This is a genomic window from Geobacter sp. SVR (genome assembly GCF_016865365.1).
Classification (GTDB): Bacteria; Desulfobacterota; Desulfuromonadia; order Geobacterales; family Pseudopelobacteraceae; genus Pelotalea.
Genome location: NZ_AP024469.1, coordinates 4,532,741 through 4,548,767 on the forward strand (window position 1 = coordinate 4,532,741; position 16,027 = coordinate 4,548,767).

At 59.7% G+C, this 16,027-nt stretch carries 15 protein-coding genes; 7 read left to right on the forward strand and 8 right to left on the reverse strand.

Going from position 1 to position 16,027, the window contains the following annotated elements; translation table 11 throughout:
- Positions 1–9: 9 nt before the first annotated feature.
- Genes GSVR_RS21105 through GSVR_RS21115 form a run of 3 tightly spaced genes read left to right on the forward strand, consistent with a single transcriptional unit; the run spans position 10 to position 1,091 of the window.
- Positions 10–585, forward strand: coding sequence for a hypothetical protein (locus GSVR_RS21105; protein ID WP_173197584.1), 576 nt, complete (start codon positions 10–12; stop codon positions 583–585).
- Between the two features lie 23 nt (positions 586–608).
- On the forward strand, positions 609–932 hold the full coding sequence (locus tag GSVR_RS21110; protein WP_173197586.1) for an STAS domain-containing protein: 324 nt from the start codon (positions 609–611) through the stop codon (positions 930–932).
- Positions 933–941: 9 nt separating this feature from the next.
- A complete protein-coding gene (locus GSVR_RS21115; RefSeq protein ID WP_173197588.1) occupies positions 942–1,091 on the forward strand; it encodes a hypothetical protein in 150 nt (49 codons plus the stop codon).
- Here the strand turns inward: GSVR_RS21115 and GSVR_RS21120 are convergent.
- From GSVR_RS21120 to sixA, 7 genes are all read right to left on the reverse strand, one after another.
- Positions 1,088–3,781, reverse strand: a complete 2,694-nt coding sequence (locus GSVR_RS21120) for an EAL domain-containing protein (RefSeq protein ID WP_173197590.1) — start codon at positions 3,779–3,781, stop codon at positions 1,088–1,090. The two genes, GSVR_RS21115 and GSVR_RS21120, sit on opposite strands and share 4 nt — an antisense overlap.
- A 148-nt stretch (positions 3,782–3,929) precedes the next feature.
- Positions 3,930–5,459 carry a Ppx/GppA phosphatase family protein gene (locus GSVR_RS21125; protein WP_173197592.1) on the reverse strand — a complete coding sequence of 510 codons (1,530 nt, stop codon included), beginning with the start codon at positions 5,457–5,459 and terminating at the stop codon, positions 3,930–3,932.
- A gap of 8 nt (positions 5,460–5,467) precedes the next feature.
- A complete protein-coding gene (locus tag GSVR_RS21130; RefSeq protein WP_173197594.1) occupies positions 5,468–6,337 on the reverse strand; it encodes a CHAD domain-containing protein in 870 nt (289 codons plus the stop codon).
- Positions 6,306–6,857: a histidine phosphatase family protein gene (locus GSVR_RS21135; RefSeq protein ID WP_173197596.1), complete on the reverse strand. Its 552-nt coding sequence runs from the start codon at positions 6,855–6,857 to the stop codon at positions 6,306–6,308. Before GSVR_RS21135 ends, GSVR_RS21130 begins: the two co-directional genes overlap by 32 nt.
- Positions 6,858–7,002: 145 nt before the next feature.
- Positions 7,003–8,613, reverse strand: coding sequence for a GH3 auxin-responsive promoter family protein (locus GSVR_RS21140; RefSeq protein ID WP_173197598.1), 1,611 nt, complete (start codon positions 8,611–8,613; stop codon positions 7,003–7,005).
- Positions 8,614–9,690 carry an alpha/beta hydrolase gene (locus GSVR_RS21145; RefSeq protein WP_173197600.1) on the reverse strand — a complete coding sequence of 359 codons (1,077 nt, stop codon included), beginning with the start codon at positions 9,688–9,690 and terminating at the stop codon, positions 8,614–8,616.
- Positions 9,691–9,781: 91 nt separating this feature from the next.
- Complete coding sequence (gene sixA / locus GSVR_RS21150) at positions 9,782–10,294, reverse strand: phosphohistidine phosphatase SixA (RefSeq protein ID WP_173197602.1); 513 nt, start codon at positions 10,292–10,294, stop codon at positions 9,782–9,784.
- 281 nt (positions 10,295–10,575) lie between these two features.
- Here sixA and GSVR_RS21155 point away from each other — a divergent pair, with 281 nt between their 5' ends.
- From GSVR_RS21155 to GSVR_RS21170, 4 genes are all read left to right on the forward strand, one after another.
- Positions 10,576–10,995, forward strand: coding sequence for a single-stranded DNA-binding protein (locus tag GSVR_RS21155; protein WP_173197604.1), 420 nt, complete (start codon positions 10,576–10,578; stop codon positions 10,993–10,995).
- Between the two features lie 285 nt (positions 10,996–11,280).
- Entirely contained in the window at positions 11,281–12,216 is a 936-nt protein-coding gene (locus GSVR_RS21160; RefSeq protein WP_173197606.1) for a glycine zipper family protein, read from the forward strand.
- Between the two features lie 69 nt (positions 12,217–12,285).
- Positions 12,286–12,624, forward strand: a complete 339-nt coding sequence (locus GSVR_RS21165; protein ID WP_173197608.1) for a hypothetical protein — start codon at positions 12,286–12,288, stop codon at positions 12,622–12,624.
- Positions 12,625–12,796: 172 nt separating this feature from the next.
- On the forward strand, positions 12,797–14,500 hold the full coding sequence (locus GSVR_RS21170; RefSeq protein WP_305040958.1) for an ABC transporter ATP-binding protein: 1,704 nt from the start codon (positions 12,797–12,799) through the stop codon (positions 14,498–14,500).
- 100 nt (positions 14,501–14,600) lie between these two features.
- Here GSVR_RS21170 and GSVR_RS21175 read toward each other — a convergent pair whose 3' ends face one another.
- A complete protein-coding gene (locus GSVR_RS21175; RefSeq protein WP_305040939.1) occupies positions 14,601–15,779 on the reverse strand; it encodes a BamA/TamA family outer membrane protein in 1,179 nt (392 codons plus the stop codon).
- Positions 15,780–16,027 lie beyond the last annotated feature (248 nt).

Below are 16,027 nucleotides of genomic sequence, written 5' to 3' on the forward strand. Positions count from 1 at the left end.
GTCTTACACGTGAGCAATGCCCCCCGCCCGGTCAATTCCTTTGCGATTGCCCGCACCGGAGAAGTCGTCTGCCTGACGCAAACCAAGACGCTGTTGAGGGACAGCCCCTGCCGCCACCGTTGGGAGCTTTCCTCGTCGCAGGAAAAGGAATGGGTGATCTCCCAGCTGGAACAGTCCCTGCCGGGGGATGGTGAGGCGCATGTTTTTTTACGGCAGAGGGCCGCGCTGATGGCCGATGAAATGCTGGAAAACGCCCTTTTCGCCGCCCCGCGTGACTCCCACGGCAAACCGATCTACCGCAAGGGGGAGAAGAGAGTCCTGCTGCCGGGGGAATGCATCACATTCTGCTCGCTGTACGATGGCCATACCCTGGCCCTGGAGGTGACCGACACCTGGGGCAGGCTCACCTCGGAAACGGTGCGGGCCTTCCTCGATATGAACCTGGCCGGAGAAGACACGAAAGAACACCGCTCAGGACGGGGGCTGTATTTCATGTGGTGCTTCCTGAAGGACTTCTACCTGAGCGTTGTCCCGGGTGTGGAAACCACGATAGGCGGTCTGCTTCAGCTGAATACCGCACGTTGAAAAAATCAAAGGAGCATACGGTAATGGAAGAATCGTTCAAAATCGAAGTCAGAAGAAATGCCAACGGTGAAACGGTGGAGTTTTACGGCACCATCGACGCCCGGGCCGAGCAGCAGTTCGACGACCTGTTTTGCAGGCTTTCAGCCTCCAGGCTGGTCTTTGATTTCAGCCGCGCCGGCAGGATCAACTCCATGGGCATTGCCTTCCTGCTGCGTTCCATCAAACGGATCAAGGTCGAAAAAAATGCCGCTGTTTCCGTCAGCGGCCTGAACCAGGTCAATGCCATGCTTTTCAAAATGACCGGCATTTTCATGCTGGCACCGGAAGTCAAATCCGCCAACAGTTAGGAGGAGATCATGCGACTGCTCGGCAGGTTGTGGAGGCTGTTCGACTATTCGGACATCGACGCCCAGATTGAGAAGTTCCGGCAACTGGCGAACGAATACAAGGAAAGCAACCGCGCCTATTACGGAGAATACCTTTCCAGCATCCTCTTCAACGATTAAGCCCCCAGCAGGCACACATCCGGATAGGTCTCATCCAGCCTGCGGTTGATCACCACCGACGATCCCGGCAGTTTCTTGGCGGCCCGCTTGACCTCCGTAGAAATCGAGGCCAGTTGGGCATAGGAGCTGACCGGCGTCAAGCGGGTGTTGACGATGCCGATCGAGATCGACAGCAGCCTGAATGTTTCCAGCTCCCCCTTGCGGTTGATCGCGCTGTAGCACGCTTCTGAAAAATCCTTTTCGCCGTGAAACAGGGGCAAACGTTCTTCAAGCGCTGCAATGATCTGCGACGCGATCTGCTCGGCCTGGTGCGGGCCGGTTATGACGATGAAGTCGTCTCCGCCGATATGCCCGCAAAAGCAGCGCAACGGGTCCCCTGTGCACGCCGCGGCGGAGATGATCTCGCCGATGGCCTTGATGACCACATCCCCCTTCTGAAACCCGTAGTAGTCGTTGAACGGCTTGAAATTGTCGATGTCTATGTAGGCGATGTCGAAATCCTCTCCTGCCAGAAGCCGGTCGTTGATCTCGCGCTGGATGCTCTCGTTGCCCGGCAGCCCGGTCAAGGGATTGGCCCCTTTGGCAAGCGTCAGATTGATGTCGGTTATGGCGCTGATGAAGCGGTTGACATCCACCACCCCGTGATAGGCGCCGTTGCGGGTAACGCAGATGTTGTCCACCCGCACGTCGATCCCCCGGCACTGGATCGTCCGGGCAGCATCCCTGATGGTGACGCGGGCCTCGAATTCCAGCCTCAGCGGCTGCATCAGGTCGCGCATTTTCTTGGCATGGTTGATATGGAAGGCAAAGCCGTTCATGCCGATCACATGATCTTCCAGAAAGGTGGAACGGTTGATGATGCCGACCGTATGGCCGTCATCGACCACCGGCAGCACCTGCAGGCCGGAGTCGCCCTGAAAGCGCTTCAGAACCGTGGCCAGATTGTCTCCGGGATGTGCCGGCAGGACCTGGTTGGCGATATCGCCGATGCATTCGGCATTGACGACGGCAGCCGGGCCGCAGCCGACCGCGTTTTCCGGGGTGACGCCCCTGACAGGGGCCGGTTCCGGGGCACCCCCGGCGGGAGATACGTCGGGCGTCGACACCGACAGGTCTCCGGCTGGCATGCCCTGGGCCAGGAAGGCCTCGAATTGCAAGGGGTCGAGCGGCCTGGCGAAATAATAGCCCTGGGCCTGCTGGCATTTGCGCTGCTGCAGAAATTCAAGCTGATCGCGCGTTTCCACCCCCTCGGCTATCACGTTCAGTTTGAGCGAGTGGGCCATGGCAACGATGGCGTCCACAATGGCGGCGTCATCGGGATCATTGACGATGTCGCGCACAAAGGAACGGTCCACCTTGATCGTATCGATCGGCAGATGCTTGAGATAGGAGAGCGAGGAATAGCCGGTGCCGAAGTCATCCACTGAAATGCTGATGCCGGCCTCCTTCAGGCGCAGCAGTTTGCAGACCGTATCCCCCGCATCCCCCATCAAAGCGCTTTCGGTCAGCTCCAGCTCGAGGTAGCACGGTTCCAGTCCGGTTTCTTCGAGAATCTGCAGCACCAGCGGTACAAAGGAATGATCGCGCAATTGCCGGGCTGAGAGATTGACCGCCACCCGCAGTTTCGGCAGCCCGGCGTCCTGCCAGGCCTTGTTCTGCCGGCAGGCCTCCTTCAGCACATAGGTGCCCAGCCGCATGATCAGGCCGTTCTCCTCCGCCACCGGAATGAAACTGTCGGGCGGAATGCCCCCCTGGCCGGGCCGCTGCCAGCGTACAAGCGCCTCCATGCCGGTGATGTCCCTGCCGTTGATATCCATCTTGGGCTGGTAATTGAGATGGAATTCCCCCTCCTCCAGGGCCCGCAGGAGCCCGGTCTCGATACTGAGGCGCTCCACCGCCTTCTGATTGAGCGCCTCGGAATAATACTGGAAGACTGCGCCGTGCTGTCGCGCCTGGTTCATGGCGATGTGGGCGTTTTGCAGCAGCAGTTCACTGGTCATGCCGTCGGCGGGAAAACAGGCTACTCCGAAGCAGGCCTGGATGACCGCCTCATCCGTGCCCAGTCTGAGCGGTTCGGCAAAGACGGCCTGCAGTTTGTTCAGGATCAGGGCGATATCCCCCTCCAGGACAGTGCCCCCCAGCACGAGTACGAATTCGTCGCGATGGATGCGGGCAACCGTATCGTACTGGCGCAGGGTGGAAACCAGCCGCTCGGCGATGGCGCAGACCGCCTGGCCCCCGCCGCTGTGTCCGCAGGCATCGACCACCGCCTTGAAACCGGTCAGGCTGATGTAGATCACCGCCGTATTTTTCCGCTTGCGGCTGTTGAAGGCGATCACCTGGTTCAAGCGGTCCAGCAGCAGGTTGTGATTGGGCAAGCCGGTTTCCCGGTCGTAGTAGGCCAGCTTTTGGATCTCGTTCTCGGCCAGATGGAAGGTTTCCCTGGAATAGCGCAGCTGCCGGACGTAATGGCTGATCAGCAGGTACAGCAGAACAGCGGTGGCAATGACGAAGAAGACCCCTTTGAGAATGGCAACATTCTGAAGCTGGTCAGGATTCGTGACAAACGCAGCCAGGACGGCATCGGAGAACAGGATCCACATGATACCGACACCGGTATACAGCAGCACGATCCTGGTCGGGGAAAGATTGTTGTCAGGGGGCAGCATGCCTCTGTCTGGTGGCTGCATGCCTCAACCTCCTTTGTTTGCGGAACGGGTAACGGGCGGACAGGAGTTCCGATCACAACCGGATTCTATACTGCTTCGAGGGACAGGGGGCGTTACAAGTGGGTAAAGAGATCGTGACGGCTCGACGAACCTGCCGGAAAGGATGGCGTCATGACGTTGCAAAGACGACTGTGCTGCCGAAGGCCTTTTCGAACAGGTCCTTCTTGGCATTGGCGCCGAAAATCTCCACTGAAATATCCTCTGCGGCAGACAGCTCCATCGTGATGGTCGTGCCGCCGAACAGGCAGGAAACATCGCGGATCAGGGCGCTCCTGCGGCGATCGAGCCCGTCCGCCAGGCGCAGAATGCCCCCCAGGCGGGTCACAGTGATCTGATCGCTTTCTTTCAGCTTCTGGAAAGGCGCATGCTTCCGTTTGGGGAGAGATTTGCGGTGGTAGCGTGCAATCTGTGCGACCAGTTCCCGCTCGCGCGGGCTGAACCCGAACAGTTCCGCATGCCGGATCAGATGGTATGAATGTTTGTGATGACTGCCGTAGCTGATGAAATAACCGCAATCGTGCAGCATGGCAGCCGCTTCGAGCAGCTTTCTCTCCGACTCCGTCAGCCGGAAGGGAACTGCCAGCGCATCGAACATCGCCAAGGCCAGAGCTGCCACATGGGCGGCATGCGGCTCGTCGACCTGACAGGAGCGCGCCAACTCGCCGACGGCATCCCTCCAGGTAGGCGGAGTGCTGCCAGCAGTTCCCAGCCCGAGCTTTTTCAGGGCTTTGAGAAGCAGGCCTTCGCGAATGCCACGTTCGTTGACCACCACCCGGTTGGTGCCGAGAAAGCGCATCAGCTCGTCGACCACCACCACACCGGCCACGATGATGTCGGCCCGGTCCTGGTTGAGCCCCGGCACGGTACGGCGCCCTTTCAGGTCCTTGCGGCTCAGCATGGCCAGCAGGTGGACCACTTCGGAACGCAGCACCTCGTAGCCATGTACGGACACGTAATTGTCGTTGCGCATCTGCATGGCCATGCAGCCGAGTGCCGTCAGTGTGCCCCCCGACCCGATCAGGGTGTCGATCGCCGTTATCCTATCGGTGAAGGCCCGCTTGAAGCTGCCGCGAATGTGGCGCCGCAGCTTCCGCACTTCCTGTTCGTTGATCGGGTCGCTCTTCAGGAAAAGATCGGTCATGACGACCGCACCCAGGTCAAGGGAATGGAATTCTTCCACATGGTTACCGCAAGCGGTCACTATTTCGACGCTTCCCCCGCCGATATCGACCATGGCGTAGCGCTTCCCGTTCATGTCGAAGTTGGAGATGGCAGAGGCGGCTGTCAGCTCCGCTTCCTCCTCACCCGAGATAACGCTGATCTCGTGCCCCAGTGCTTCGGAAAGCCGCGCAACCAGGTGCCGGCCATTGTCCGCAGTCCTGACGGCGCTGGTAGCTACCGCCTCCACCGCCTGCACCTTCAGCCCGTTGAGAAGTTTCCGAAAACGCTCGATCACCTCCACCGCCCGCTCCGCAGCGGCGTCCGAGATCATTCCGGTGGTTGCCAGCCCTTCTCCCAGCCGCACGGTTGCCTTCTCATCATCCAGAATCCTGAATTTGCCCTCTCCGCAGGCTTCTGCGATGAGGCAGCGGATGGAATTGGTGCCGATATCGATGACGGCAATGCGCGTCCGTTTCATGTGACCTCTTATATCAGAAAGGTATAGGCAAGCGGCCTTTGCTCCACAAGCTCGGTGAAGCCCGCCATCAAGCGGGCCTCCTCCGCCGCGAGCGTCGCTGCCGCATACTCTTTTGCCTCGTTGGACAATGCCTGTTTGCGGAGCAGCACCCCGAATTCGGCCATATCGTTCATACGCCCCAGCAGGGCCTGGTATTCCTTCAACAGGCCCAGAACCGGCGCATAATCACGGTCCAGAACCGGTTGGACAAGCTCCAGGAAATAGCGCCACTTTTTGACCGCGATCCGCAGGGCATGCCGGGATGTGCGGCTTTCGGGGGCATGGCAGACCGATAGCAGCTGGTGTATCGGCAGATAGCGCCTAATAGAGACATCGGAGAGATAAGCCAGCAGAGAGAATCGGTTGCGGTGTGCGATGAAATCGTCATTCAGGCTTGCCGCGGTTTCGCGCACGATCCGTTCGAGACTGCGGTGGTCGAATGCCTTGAGGGTCTTGCGAACGTGCTTCAATTCTGCGGGGCGCAGTTGTTCAAGCAGTGTGCACAGCCCGGCCGCCACGGCATCGCAATCGGCCTGCTGCCGGAAAAACACCAGCGCCTCATCGATGTTGCGCAGGTCGCCCAGAATATGGGTCAACCTGCGGATATCCTTTTTCAGCTCCGTTTTAGCGCCCGGCGGCGCCAGCGGATAGTACAGCTCGAAGGCAGCCCTGAAACGGCGCGATGCGACCCGCAGGTCATGGATATCCTCCAGGTCGGAAGTCTTCAATACGGCGAGCCTGAGACGGAGCACCTCCTGCCACCGGGCGAAGATCACTCCCCGCGACCGCTCCAGGATGGTTGCCGAATCAGGGGGCAGTCGTTCCGGCTTGCGAGTCATGTGGGTCGGGGCGCTTATCGGCAAAGGCCTTTTTAAGGGAGGTGATCAACTTCTTGCCCGGTGCCAGATACCAGAGAAAGCCGGCCGGCTTGTCCCTGTCCGGATCGAACTCCAAAGCAATGCACGCCCCTTTTTTGGGTGAAATGACCCTTTCCCTGCGATCGAGCAGCGCGGCCACCAGCAAACCGAGCTGGGGTTCGTGGCCCACCAGCATGACCCGTTTGGCCTGACACTCCTTGAGGTGCGCGATCAGTTCGTTGATGTCGGCTCCGGGAGCAAGCAGTTCGCTGGCAACGATCACATTTCTGCGGCAGGCCTTTTCAGCCGCGATCTCGGCCGTCTGTACCGCACGGGTGAGCGGACTGGTGATGGTCAGCCGTGGCTTGGGCCCCAGCTTGGCGATTGCCGCGCTCATCTTCCCCGCCACGGAACGCCCCTTTTCTGTCAGGTAGCGCCATTCGTCCCGCAACGTTTCGCTTTCTTCCACTGCTTCGGCATGCCTCACAACGTACAGGACCATGGTTCCACCTCCCGAGACCGTTAATGTGCGCCGCAGTATAATCCCGATTACGGTTATTGCAATACCTGCCGGAATTGTTAACAGAATTGTAACATTCGGGTGGTTTTTCGCACGGGCGCTCGGCCATCTGATACCGCCAGAGGCGTCAGCGGAGCGGCTGGCTGCTGTGCGTGTCCGCCTGCAGATGGAAATTGCACAGGCTGGCGATCATGGAGGAGTCGGGGGTCGGATCGATGTGCGGTATCTTGGTCTGCCCTCCCAGCTTGCCCCGTTCCACCCGGGACCAGCGGTAAATGCCGTCTTCGGGGGTCAGCAGCACCTCCGGCGCCTGAATGCGCCCCTGGCTTCTGAAGGTGGCGTAATCGGCGTTCAGGCCGCACAGGGTCCCGTCCAGGATGCGGATGGCGGCATCGATCCCCTCCCGGTCCCGATTCCGAACCGCCAGGACCCACTGGTGCCGGCGGTTTGGCACATCCGCACCCACCATGAATTCTCCCACCTGCCAGTCGGTTTCCCGGTTGAGCCGGGCAATGGCCTGTTCGACCTCTCCCTGGGTGACCTTTTCCTCAAGCTTGTCCAGAAAGCGGTCCCGGCCGGTGAACTCGATGAAGTGCGGCGACAGGGAGGTGAAGCGGATCGTATCGCCGATATGATAGCGCCACAGCCCCGAGCAGGTACTGAGGATGACCGCGTAGCGCTGTCCGAGCTCCACCTGTTCCAGGGGCACCGCCTCGGCATGGGGAGCGGGCCGGCCCTGAGCGTCCAAGTCCTCGAAGCGGACGAACTCGAAGAAAGTGCCGTAGTAAGGCGCCAACCGCATGCGCTCCTCACCGGGCTGCTGAAAGGCCATGAAAGCCTCGGAAGATGGCAGCAGCTCCAGCAGGTGCGGCAGGTCGCCGCCGAACAGCTGCTCGAATTCGTGCCGGTAGGGGGCGAGGCTGGTGCCGCCGTGGATGATCAGTTCGAGATTCGGCAGCAGTTCCCGCAGGGGCTTACCGCCAATCTCGGCGCAGTGTTTGAACAGGAGAATCATCCAGGGGGGCACTCCCGAGATGACCCGGATGCGGTCGTCAGCCAGCAGCAGTTCCGCCATGGCCTCCAGCTTCGCCTCCCAGGGGAGGGCCGAGACGGCCGGAGGCGGTTCCACGAAGGACGTCAGGTACCAGGGACGGAAACGGAGCGTCAGGGCGCTCATGTCGCCGGACCAGGTTCCGCGCTCCACTTCGGTCAAGCTGGTGGACCCGGACATGTAGAGGATCTTCCCGGACAGGATCCGCGACCGGGGGTGGGCAGCCAGATAGCACGAGATCAGGTCAAGGGCGGCGCAACGATTGGCAGCGAACATCTCCTCCGAAAAGGGGATGAATTTGGTGGGCGCCGTTGTGCCGGATGTCTCGCAGAACATCCTGATGGTGCCGGGCCAGGTAACATTGTCCAGGCCCGGTGCCGAGAGGCCGGCACCAGAGGCGGGGCGGCCGCGATAAAAGTAATCGCGCGCGAACTCCCCGTACGATCGGATCGGCACCTGCTTCCGGTAGAGCCGGTACGCAACGTCGAAGGGCAGATAGTGCAAAGCGCCGAAGTCATGGTCGCTGCCGAAGCGGGTGGCTGCCGCCGTTTCCAGCAGCGTGCGAAAGATTCGACGCTGCGCTTCCAGCGGATCCAGGCGGTTGAAACGATCGGCCCGCCGTGTGGCCTGTTCCCGCAACAGCTTCTGCAGCCAGGCGCTGTCCTGAATTCTTGTGACCAATGACATCTATACCGCCAGGTGCAGCCGCGGATAGAGCAGTTTGTCGCACCAGCTCTCCAGCAGTCTGTTATAGGCTTCATGGTGGAAAATCAACGATGCGTGGGCGACACTGTCACCTTCAACAGGCGATTTTACCGTTTTTACCCGGCAGTAGGGGAATATGCGGGTGAAAAGCGCCGCCTCGCTGAATAGCTGCAAAGTTGGCGACGACGGCACCAGGATATCTGATTCGTTCTGCGCCATGAGCACCAGCACCGGGCCGGAAAAGAGCGTGCTTGTCAGGAGCGGAAAGCGGAAATCCCGCAATGCCGCCACCCTTTCGAATCCGCCCCGCGCCGTCGTATATTCGATCACGTCGTTGATCTTCTTCCTGATTGCAAGGTGACGGACGCTGAGGGTGCGGTTCTCGGCCCCGGCGTTGAACAGCGCCTGGAAGCAGCGCCGCGAACGCTCGATATGTCTGTCCACGTCGCTCCCGTTAGCCGGATCGGCTGCTACGATCTTCTTGAGGTTGCTTTCCAGCATCCTCACGCCGTCGTGCTTCCGGTCACCCGGCCTGATCAGGTCAGCGGTGGTGATCACCGGGCTCACCAGGATCAGGCCGCGGATGCTTCCATGCACCTGCTCGTCGGCCTGCCGCAGAAAGTTGGAGAGCAGACCGCAGCCGAAACTGACTGCCATGATCAGCGGCTTCTGTCCTTTGTGTGCCAATTCCTCGATCAGATCGGTGAGCTGCGCGGTGAACATCTCCAGGCAGAATCCGTTGCGGGAATAGTTCAGGTAGTAGATCGATCCGTGCTGCCGCAGCAATTTGCGCTGGAACTCGACGGTTTCGGTTGCATCCGGTACGAATCCCCCCAGTACGATGGTCGGCACGCTACCGGCGCCCTTTTCACGGAACAGCTGGCAGCGCGTGCGGTGGGCATCCTGATTTCGAGCAAGCTCCGCAAACTCGCGCCGGCGATTTCCGGGTGCAAACGGTTTGATCGAGATGCCGCGCATGAAACCTGCAGCAGCCGTAAACGCGGATACCACCGGACGAATGTCCTTCACAGCCCCAAGCTTTGCCCCCCTGCCGCCCATATGCCCTCCCATCCTGGTTTGGAAGGCAGCCTAGCACGGCAGGGCTACAGTCATATTGCAGCCAGGTGAAAGCTGTGAAAATTATGCCGCATCATGCAGTTGCCATAAAAGCCTTCTTGACCGATTTCAGCGGCTTCTTTCCGGGGGTGACGTAGGAGTAAAAAGCAGCCGGATTTTCTGGTCTGGTCTGGTTGACCTCCAGCACGACACAACCGGCCTTTTTGAGCTGGATCTCCTCGTGCTGCAGCAGCCGGGCCACAAGTGCGCTGAGCTGCGGCTCGTGCCCCACTACCATGATGCTTCTGGTGCCGCTGCCGCGCTCCAGCAGGAACCGGACCAGTTGCTCGACGGCGGCATTCGGCAGCAGCAGCCCACTGATTTCCAGCGAGCATTTGCGCCCGCACTTTTCCGCCACGATCTGGGCCGTCTGTACCGCCCGTACCAGGGGACTGCTGATGATGGTGCAGGACTTGCCGCTTTCGGGCAGTCGCCTGGCCACCCCCTCGATCGTCTCTCTCCCCTTGTCGGTCAAGTAACGCCATTCCTCGGGCAAGGTCGCGCTCGCCTCGACCGCTTCGGCATGCCTGATGATATATAACACCATCGCATCCTCCATTTGCGCCGTAATGTGCTGATACCAGGCCCTCTGCCGCCCGCCCTGGAATGATTGCCCTTTCCCGGTTCGGCATCTGCGGCAGATTATTCAAAGTATAACGCATCTGCGGCAGCATGCAGGAAAGCGCCGCATGACACATGTGCCACTGCGGTGGGCGTAAAAAATTATCTTGTTTGAGTCTGAAAATGATTTGAGGTATCATGCCTCTCCAATCGATCCGCACCCATCAGACAGCACCTGATGTGCACCATAAAAAAGGAGTTCACCCTATGGCAAGTCTTAACAAAGTCATGTTGATCGGAAATCTCGGCAAGGATCCGGAAGTGCGCTACACCGCCTCGGGACAAGCCGTAGCAGGTTTTTCACTCGCCACCAGCGAGAAGTTCAAAAGCAAGTCAGGTGACTGGGAGGAGCGCACCGAGTGGCACAACATCACTCTGTGGGGCAAACTGGCGGAGATTGCCGGCGAATATCTCTCCAAGGGCAAGACGGTCTACATCGAGGGGCGCCTGCAGACCCGCAAGTGGCAGGACAAAAGCGGCAACGACCGCTACACGACCGAGATCGTCGGCGACAAGATGCAGATGCTCTCCGGCAAAGGGGAACGGCGCAGCGAGACCTCTTCCGCTCCTTCAGCCGGCGGCAGTTACGACGAGCCCCCCTTCCAGGACGACGACATCCCGTTCTAGGGACCGGTGGAACAGACAAAGGATTGATCCATAATTTCGGCCGCAAATCTCAGGGTTTACGGCCATTTTTTCTGTCCTTACTCGGCAGAAGCCGGCATGCCGTCCCCGCGGCACCTATGAGTACGCCGGCAAACAATTATTTTTTACCAATCATTGTAACCTTTTGTGCCGCAGCACCGTTTTTCATGCAGAAAGCCACCTGTTCGGCCGACACCGGCAGAACCGCCACGGCGCCCAAATCGGGGAACAACTCCGGTTTTTGACAGTAGATGGGGGGATAAGAACATGAGATACACCTATAAATTGACGCCATTTTTCATGCTGTTGGCACTGAATGGTTGCGCAACCCTTCCGACGGGTCCGAGCGTAAACGTTCTGCCTACCAGCGGAAAATCGTTCGATGTATTCCGGGCTGAAGACGCGACCTGCAGACAATGGGCGGACCAGCAGATTGGCGGGCCGGCCCAGCAGACCTATGAAAAGAATGTCGCTACCGGAGCCGTCGCAGGTACCGCCATCGGAACGGGACTGGGGGCGGCCATAGGTTCAGGCTCCGGTCACACCGGCGCAGGTGCCCTGATCGGAGCTGCCAGCGGTCTTCTGGTCGGATCGGCTGTCGGTTCCGATTCGGGCCGTGTTTATGGCATGGAAGCCCAGCGGCGGTACGACAACAGCTACATCCAGTGCATGTACTCCTATGGGAATCAGGTACCCGGCTACCGGCCCACTGTCGTCGTTCATCAGCCCGCTGTCATCGCTCCTCCCCCTCCGCCTCCTGCGCCCGTTGCCGTCACTCCTCCGCCTCCTCCCCCCACGGTCGTGACGCAGGCCACCATACCTCCCGTTGAAACCCCGCTTCCACCTCCCCCCGAAGTGCTGCCGGATCCGCAACTGTATCCGCCTGCACCGGAGATCTACGTCGAACGTGCGCCGCAGTTCATCTACTCCCCTGCATTGGGGCTGTACGTGGCGGTCGGGGTGCCGTACGACCTGGTCTATACCGGAGCCGAGTACTTTTATTTCTACGGTGGGCGCTGGTATCGGGGCCCTTATTACAACGGTCCCTGGGTGCTTGCCGTCCGGAGATACTACCCGCCGGTCCTGCTCCGGTATAATATCGGCAGAATCCACCATTTCCGCGATCTGGAATTCAGGCGTTACGAACACGACAAAGCCCATTATGACGGGCGGTTCCACTACCCCGAATTTCGGCGCAGATAGTAGGTCGTCACCATCGATGCGGAACCGGGCAGCATCCGAGCACCTATTTTTCAGGGGGGATGGCCATACATGCGAGATTCCGGAACGTACCGCAGGTCCTATTTTATAAAGGCGCTGATACTTACCACGATCATCGTTTCGATCTTGGGATACGTCGACTTCATCACCGGTGAGATCTCGATAGACATACTGTACATATTCTGTCTGTGCGCAGTTACCTGGTATACAAACAGACTGATAGGCATGATCTGCATCCTGGAATTCATTTTGGCCAAAACAACGGCCGATTATTACGATCAGGTAAAAATCGGCTCTCACCTTTATGAATGGAACACCTTCAACTACGTTGTCATGTACGTCGTAATCTGCCTGTGCGTCGGAAAACTGAAAAAATCCCTTTACCGATAGCCTGAGTCCCGCCCGCCGCGATCTCGGAAGCGGCGGGCATTCGGAGGCTCGGAATCTGTTGCAGGCCTGCGACTCCCTGGTGTAAGATTCCAGTCATACCGCGTTCGCGGTTGAAATCCACACGTCCCGGTCGAGGTTCCGTATCAAAGATCTTTCCCGGCTGATCGCCTACATCCGGTCACTCGCCTGGCGCTATGCAGGCGGAGCCCTCTTCCTTCTCGCCACCAACGCCTTCAGTCTGCTGATCCCCTGGTTCATGAAGCTGGCAGTGGAAGCGCTGCAGAACCCGGCCAAGGCTCCCTACTCACCGACCGCATGCGCCATGATCATCGTGGCCCTGGCTACTGTTCACTGCATCACCCGCATCTTCTCCCGTACATTGATCCTGAACGCCGCCCGGATCATCGAATTCAGGATCCGCGACGACCTGTTCCGGCGGCTGCTGCTCCTGGACCAGCATTTCTTCTCGGGCAGCAGGACCGGCGACATCCTCTCCCGCTTTTCGAACGACCTGACCAACGTGCGCATGCTGACCGGCTTCGGCGTGATGAGCACGGTCAATACACTGATCCTGTACCTGGCTGCCGTTACGCTGATGGCCCGCATCCATCCCTGGCTGACCGTCTGCGCCATTGCCCCCTTTCCGGTGGTGGTGCTGGTGGTCAAAAAGGTAAGCCACCACATGTTCAGGCGTTCGCTACAATCCCAGGAGGAACTGGCCCGGCTGACTAGCATGGCGGAAGAGTCGATTTCATCGGTACGGCTGATCAGATCCTACTGCCGGGAAGAGCATTTCGAAGGGCTGTTCGGCGAACTCGGCAACCGATATCTGGCCCACAACCTCGGCATCGCCCGTCTGCGCGGGCTGGTCATCCCGATCATGGCCCTGGGCACCGGGGCCGGCACTTTGGTGGTGCTCTTCATGGGGGGGCGCCTTGTCATCGACGGCGCAATTACACTGGGCGACTTCGTGGCCTTCAGCGGATATCTGGCGATGCTGGTCTGGCCCACCGTCATGATGGGCTGGATTCTGACCCTGGTGCAGCGTGGAGCTGCCTCGATGTCGCGCCTGGCTACGATCATGGAGGCCGATCCGGCCGTGGCCGATGCTCCCGGGGCGATCGAGGTGCCGGAGATCCGGGGAGCCATCGAGCTGCGCAGCCTCAGCTTCGCCTACGGCGACACCCGGGTCCTGGACGGCATCTCCTGTTCCATTGCAGCAGGGGAGCGCATCGGCATCACCGGTGCGGTGGGCAGCGGCAAGTCCACCCTGCTCAGGCTGATTCCGCGCCTGCTGCAGGTTGAAAACGGCATGATCCTGATCGACGGACACGATATCAACCAGGTCAGCCTGATGAGCCTGCGCGGCCAGATAGGCTATGTGCCGCAGGAAAGCTTCCTGTTCTCACGTAGCATCCGCGATAATATCACCTATGGTTACGAGGGAACGGGCGATGTCGAGCAGGTGGCCCGCACGGCAGGCCTGATGGAGGATCTGGAGAAATTCAGGGAGGGGCTGGACACGCTCGTGGGAGAAAAAGGGGTTGCCCTGTCAGGCGGGCAGAAGCAGCGGCTGTCGATCGCCCGGGCCCTTTTGCCCGACCCGCGCATCCTGCTTCTGGACGATCCGCTCTCTGCCGTGGATGCCGGACGGGAAGAGGAGATCCTCGCTGAATTGGGACGTTTTTACAGCAACCGCACCGTGCTGATCGTCTCTCAGCGGGTCTCGGCCTTTAGAGATTGCGACCGGGTGCTGGTGCTGAAAAACGGCAGGATTGCCGAGCAGGGGAGTCCGGCCCACCTGCTGTCCCTGGGGGGGATATATGCCGATATGCACCGCATGCAGCGGCTGGAAGAAGAGCTGGGAAGCGGGTAGAACCAGGGATCGGGGACCGGTGATCAGGGACCGGTGAAACCTTCACCTGTCACTGGTTTCCGGTTTTCCCGATCCCTGATCACCGGTCCCTGGTCCCTGATTAAAACGGATAACCGAGCCCGACGAACAGCGCCGGGCCGCTCTGCCCGATGCCCAGGTCCACCCGGCCGACGATGTTGGGACGGACAATGGCGCGGAAGCCGATACCGGGATTGAATTCGAAATTGCTCAGAGATGCCTTGTCCAGGGATTCCATCACTGCCCCCACGTCCATGAAAGGGGCCACTTCCCAGTCGGCGGTCACGTTGAAGATCTCCCAGCGGAACAGGCGGATACGCTGCTCCAGGTTGAGCAGCATGAAACTGTTGTCGATGAAGCGGTTGCGCCCGTAACCACGCAAGGTGTTCTCCCCCCCCAGGATACTCTGTTCGAGAAAGGGGACGTTATTGCCCAGGGTCTGGTTGTACATCAGCCGGAACACGCTGATATAGCGGGCCTTGTCGAACGGGATGAAGCCTTTCATCTCAGCTTCGTAATGGCGGTAATCACCCGCCCCACCCAGGGCCGAAATCGTCGGCTCAAAGGTGACACGGGCATACCCGCCGTAGGTGGGAGTATCCTGTTGGTCAAGGGTACTGTAGACCAGCGACAGGCGCAGGGCATGGGTCTGGAAACCGTTCAGTCCCGGCACTTCGGATACCGAGAAGACATCCGTGGTGGCGGGAACCTTGGTGACCGCCCCGCGCCCGATGGTGACGTCACGGAAACGGTCCCCCACCACGACCTGGAAGTGCCGGGAGATGGGATAGCCGACCGACAGGTTATAGCCGATCTCTTGGTCGGTGTAGTTGGTTTCCATCTGCTGCGAGCTCTTGGCGTTGAATCCGTAGAAGCGGGCCGATCCGTCGGCCAAGGCAAATCCGAACAGGTTCAGATCCAGTTTTTGGTCCAACAGCGTCGAATCCTTCAGCCTTACCTCGTAGTCGTAGTTGATCTTGGTCGACTGGGACAGGTTGAATTCGATATTGCGGCGGGGAGCTGGGTAGACGGAGCCGTACAGGGACGCGGTAACACCGAAATTCTCATTGTGGTTCACCTGGGGGGCCAACAGGGTGGCGATATCGTCGTTTCGGTCATGGATCAGGAAAGCGGTCAGTGCGCCTGCGGTGATGCCTTCGTTGGGGCTGGAGGCGATAACCGGCAAGGGGATGGATACCACCTTGACCGTCTCGTCGCAATTGTCGCATTCCAGGAGCACCGGAAAGGCGTCCCGCTTCACATGGCTGGTGCACCCGCCAAGCAGGCCGGCCAGCCCCAGGAGGCACAGACCCAGACGTAACAGGTACCGGATTCGGTTGATATTTTCAGGAGGCGGACACATAGTCGCAGTTATGTAACATTGACCCCGCCGGGTGTCAACAGCGCACTTGCGGGGGGCGAACCGCCGCCTGATAGTGCTTGTTTCCCCTATTTCCCTGGTCTATAATCCGATACCTGACTCCGTAAAAGCGTGGAAAACCGAAGGGG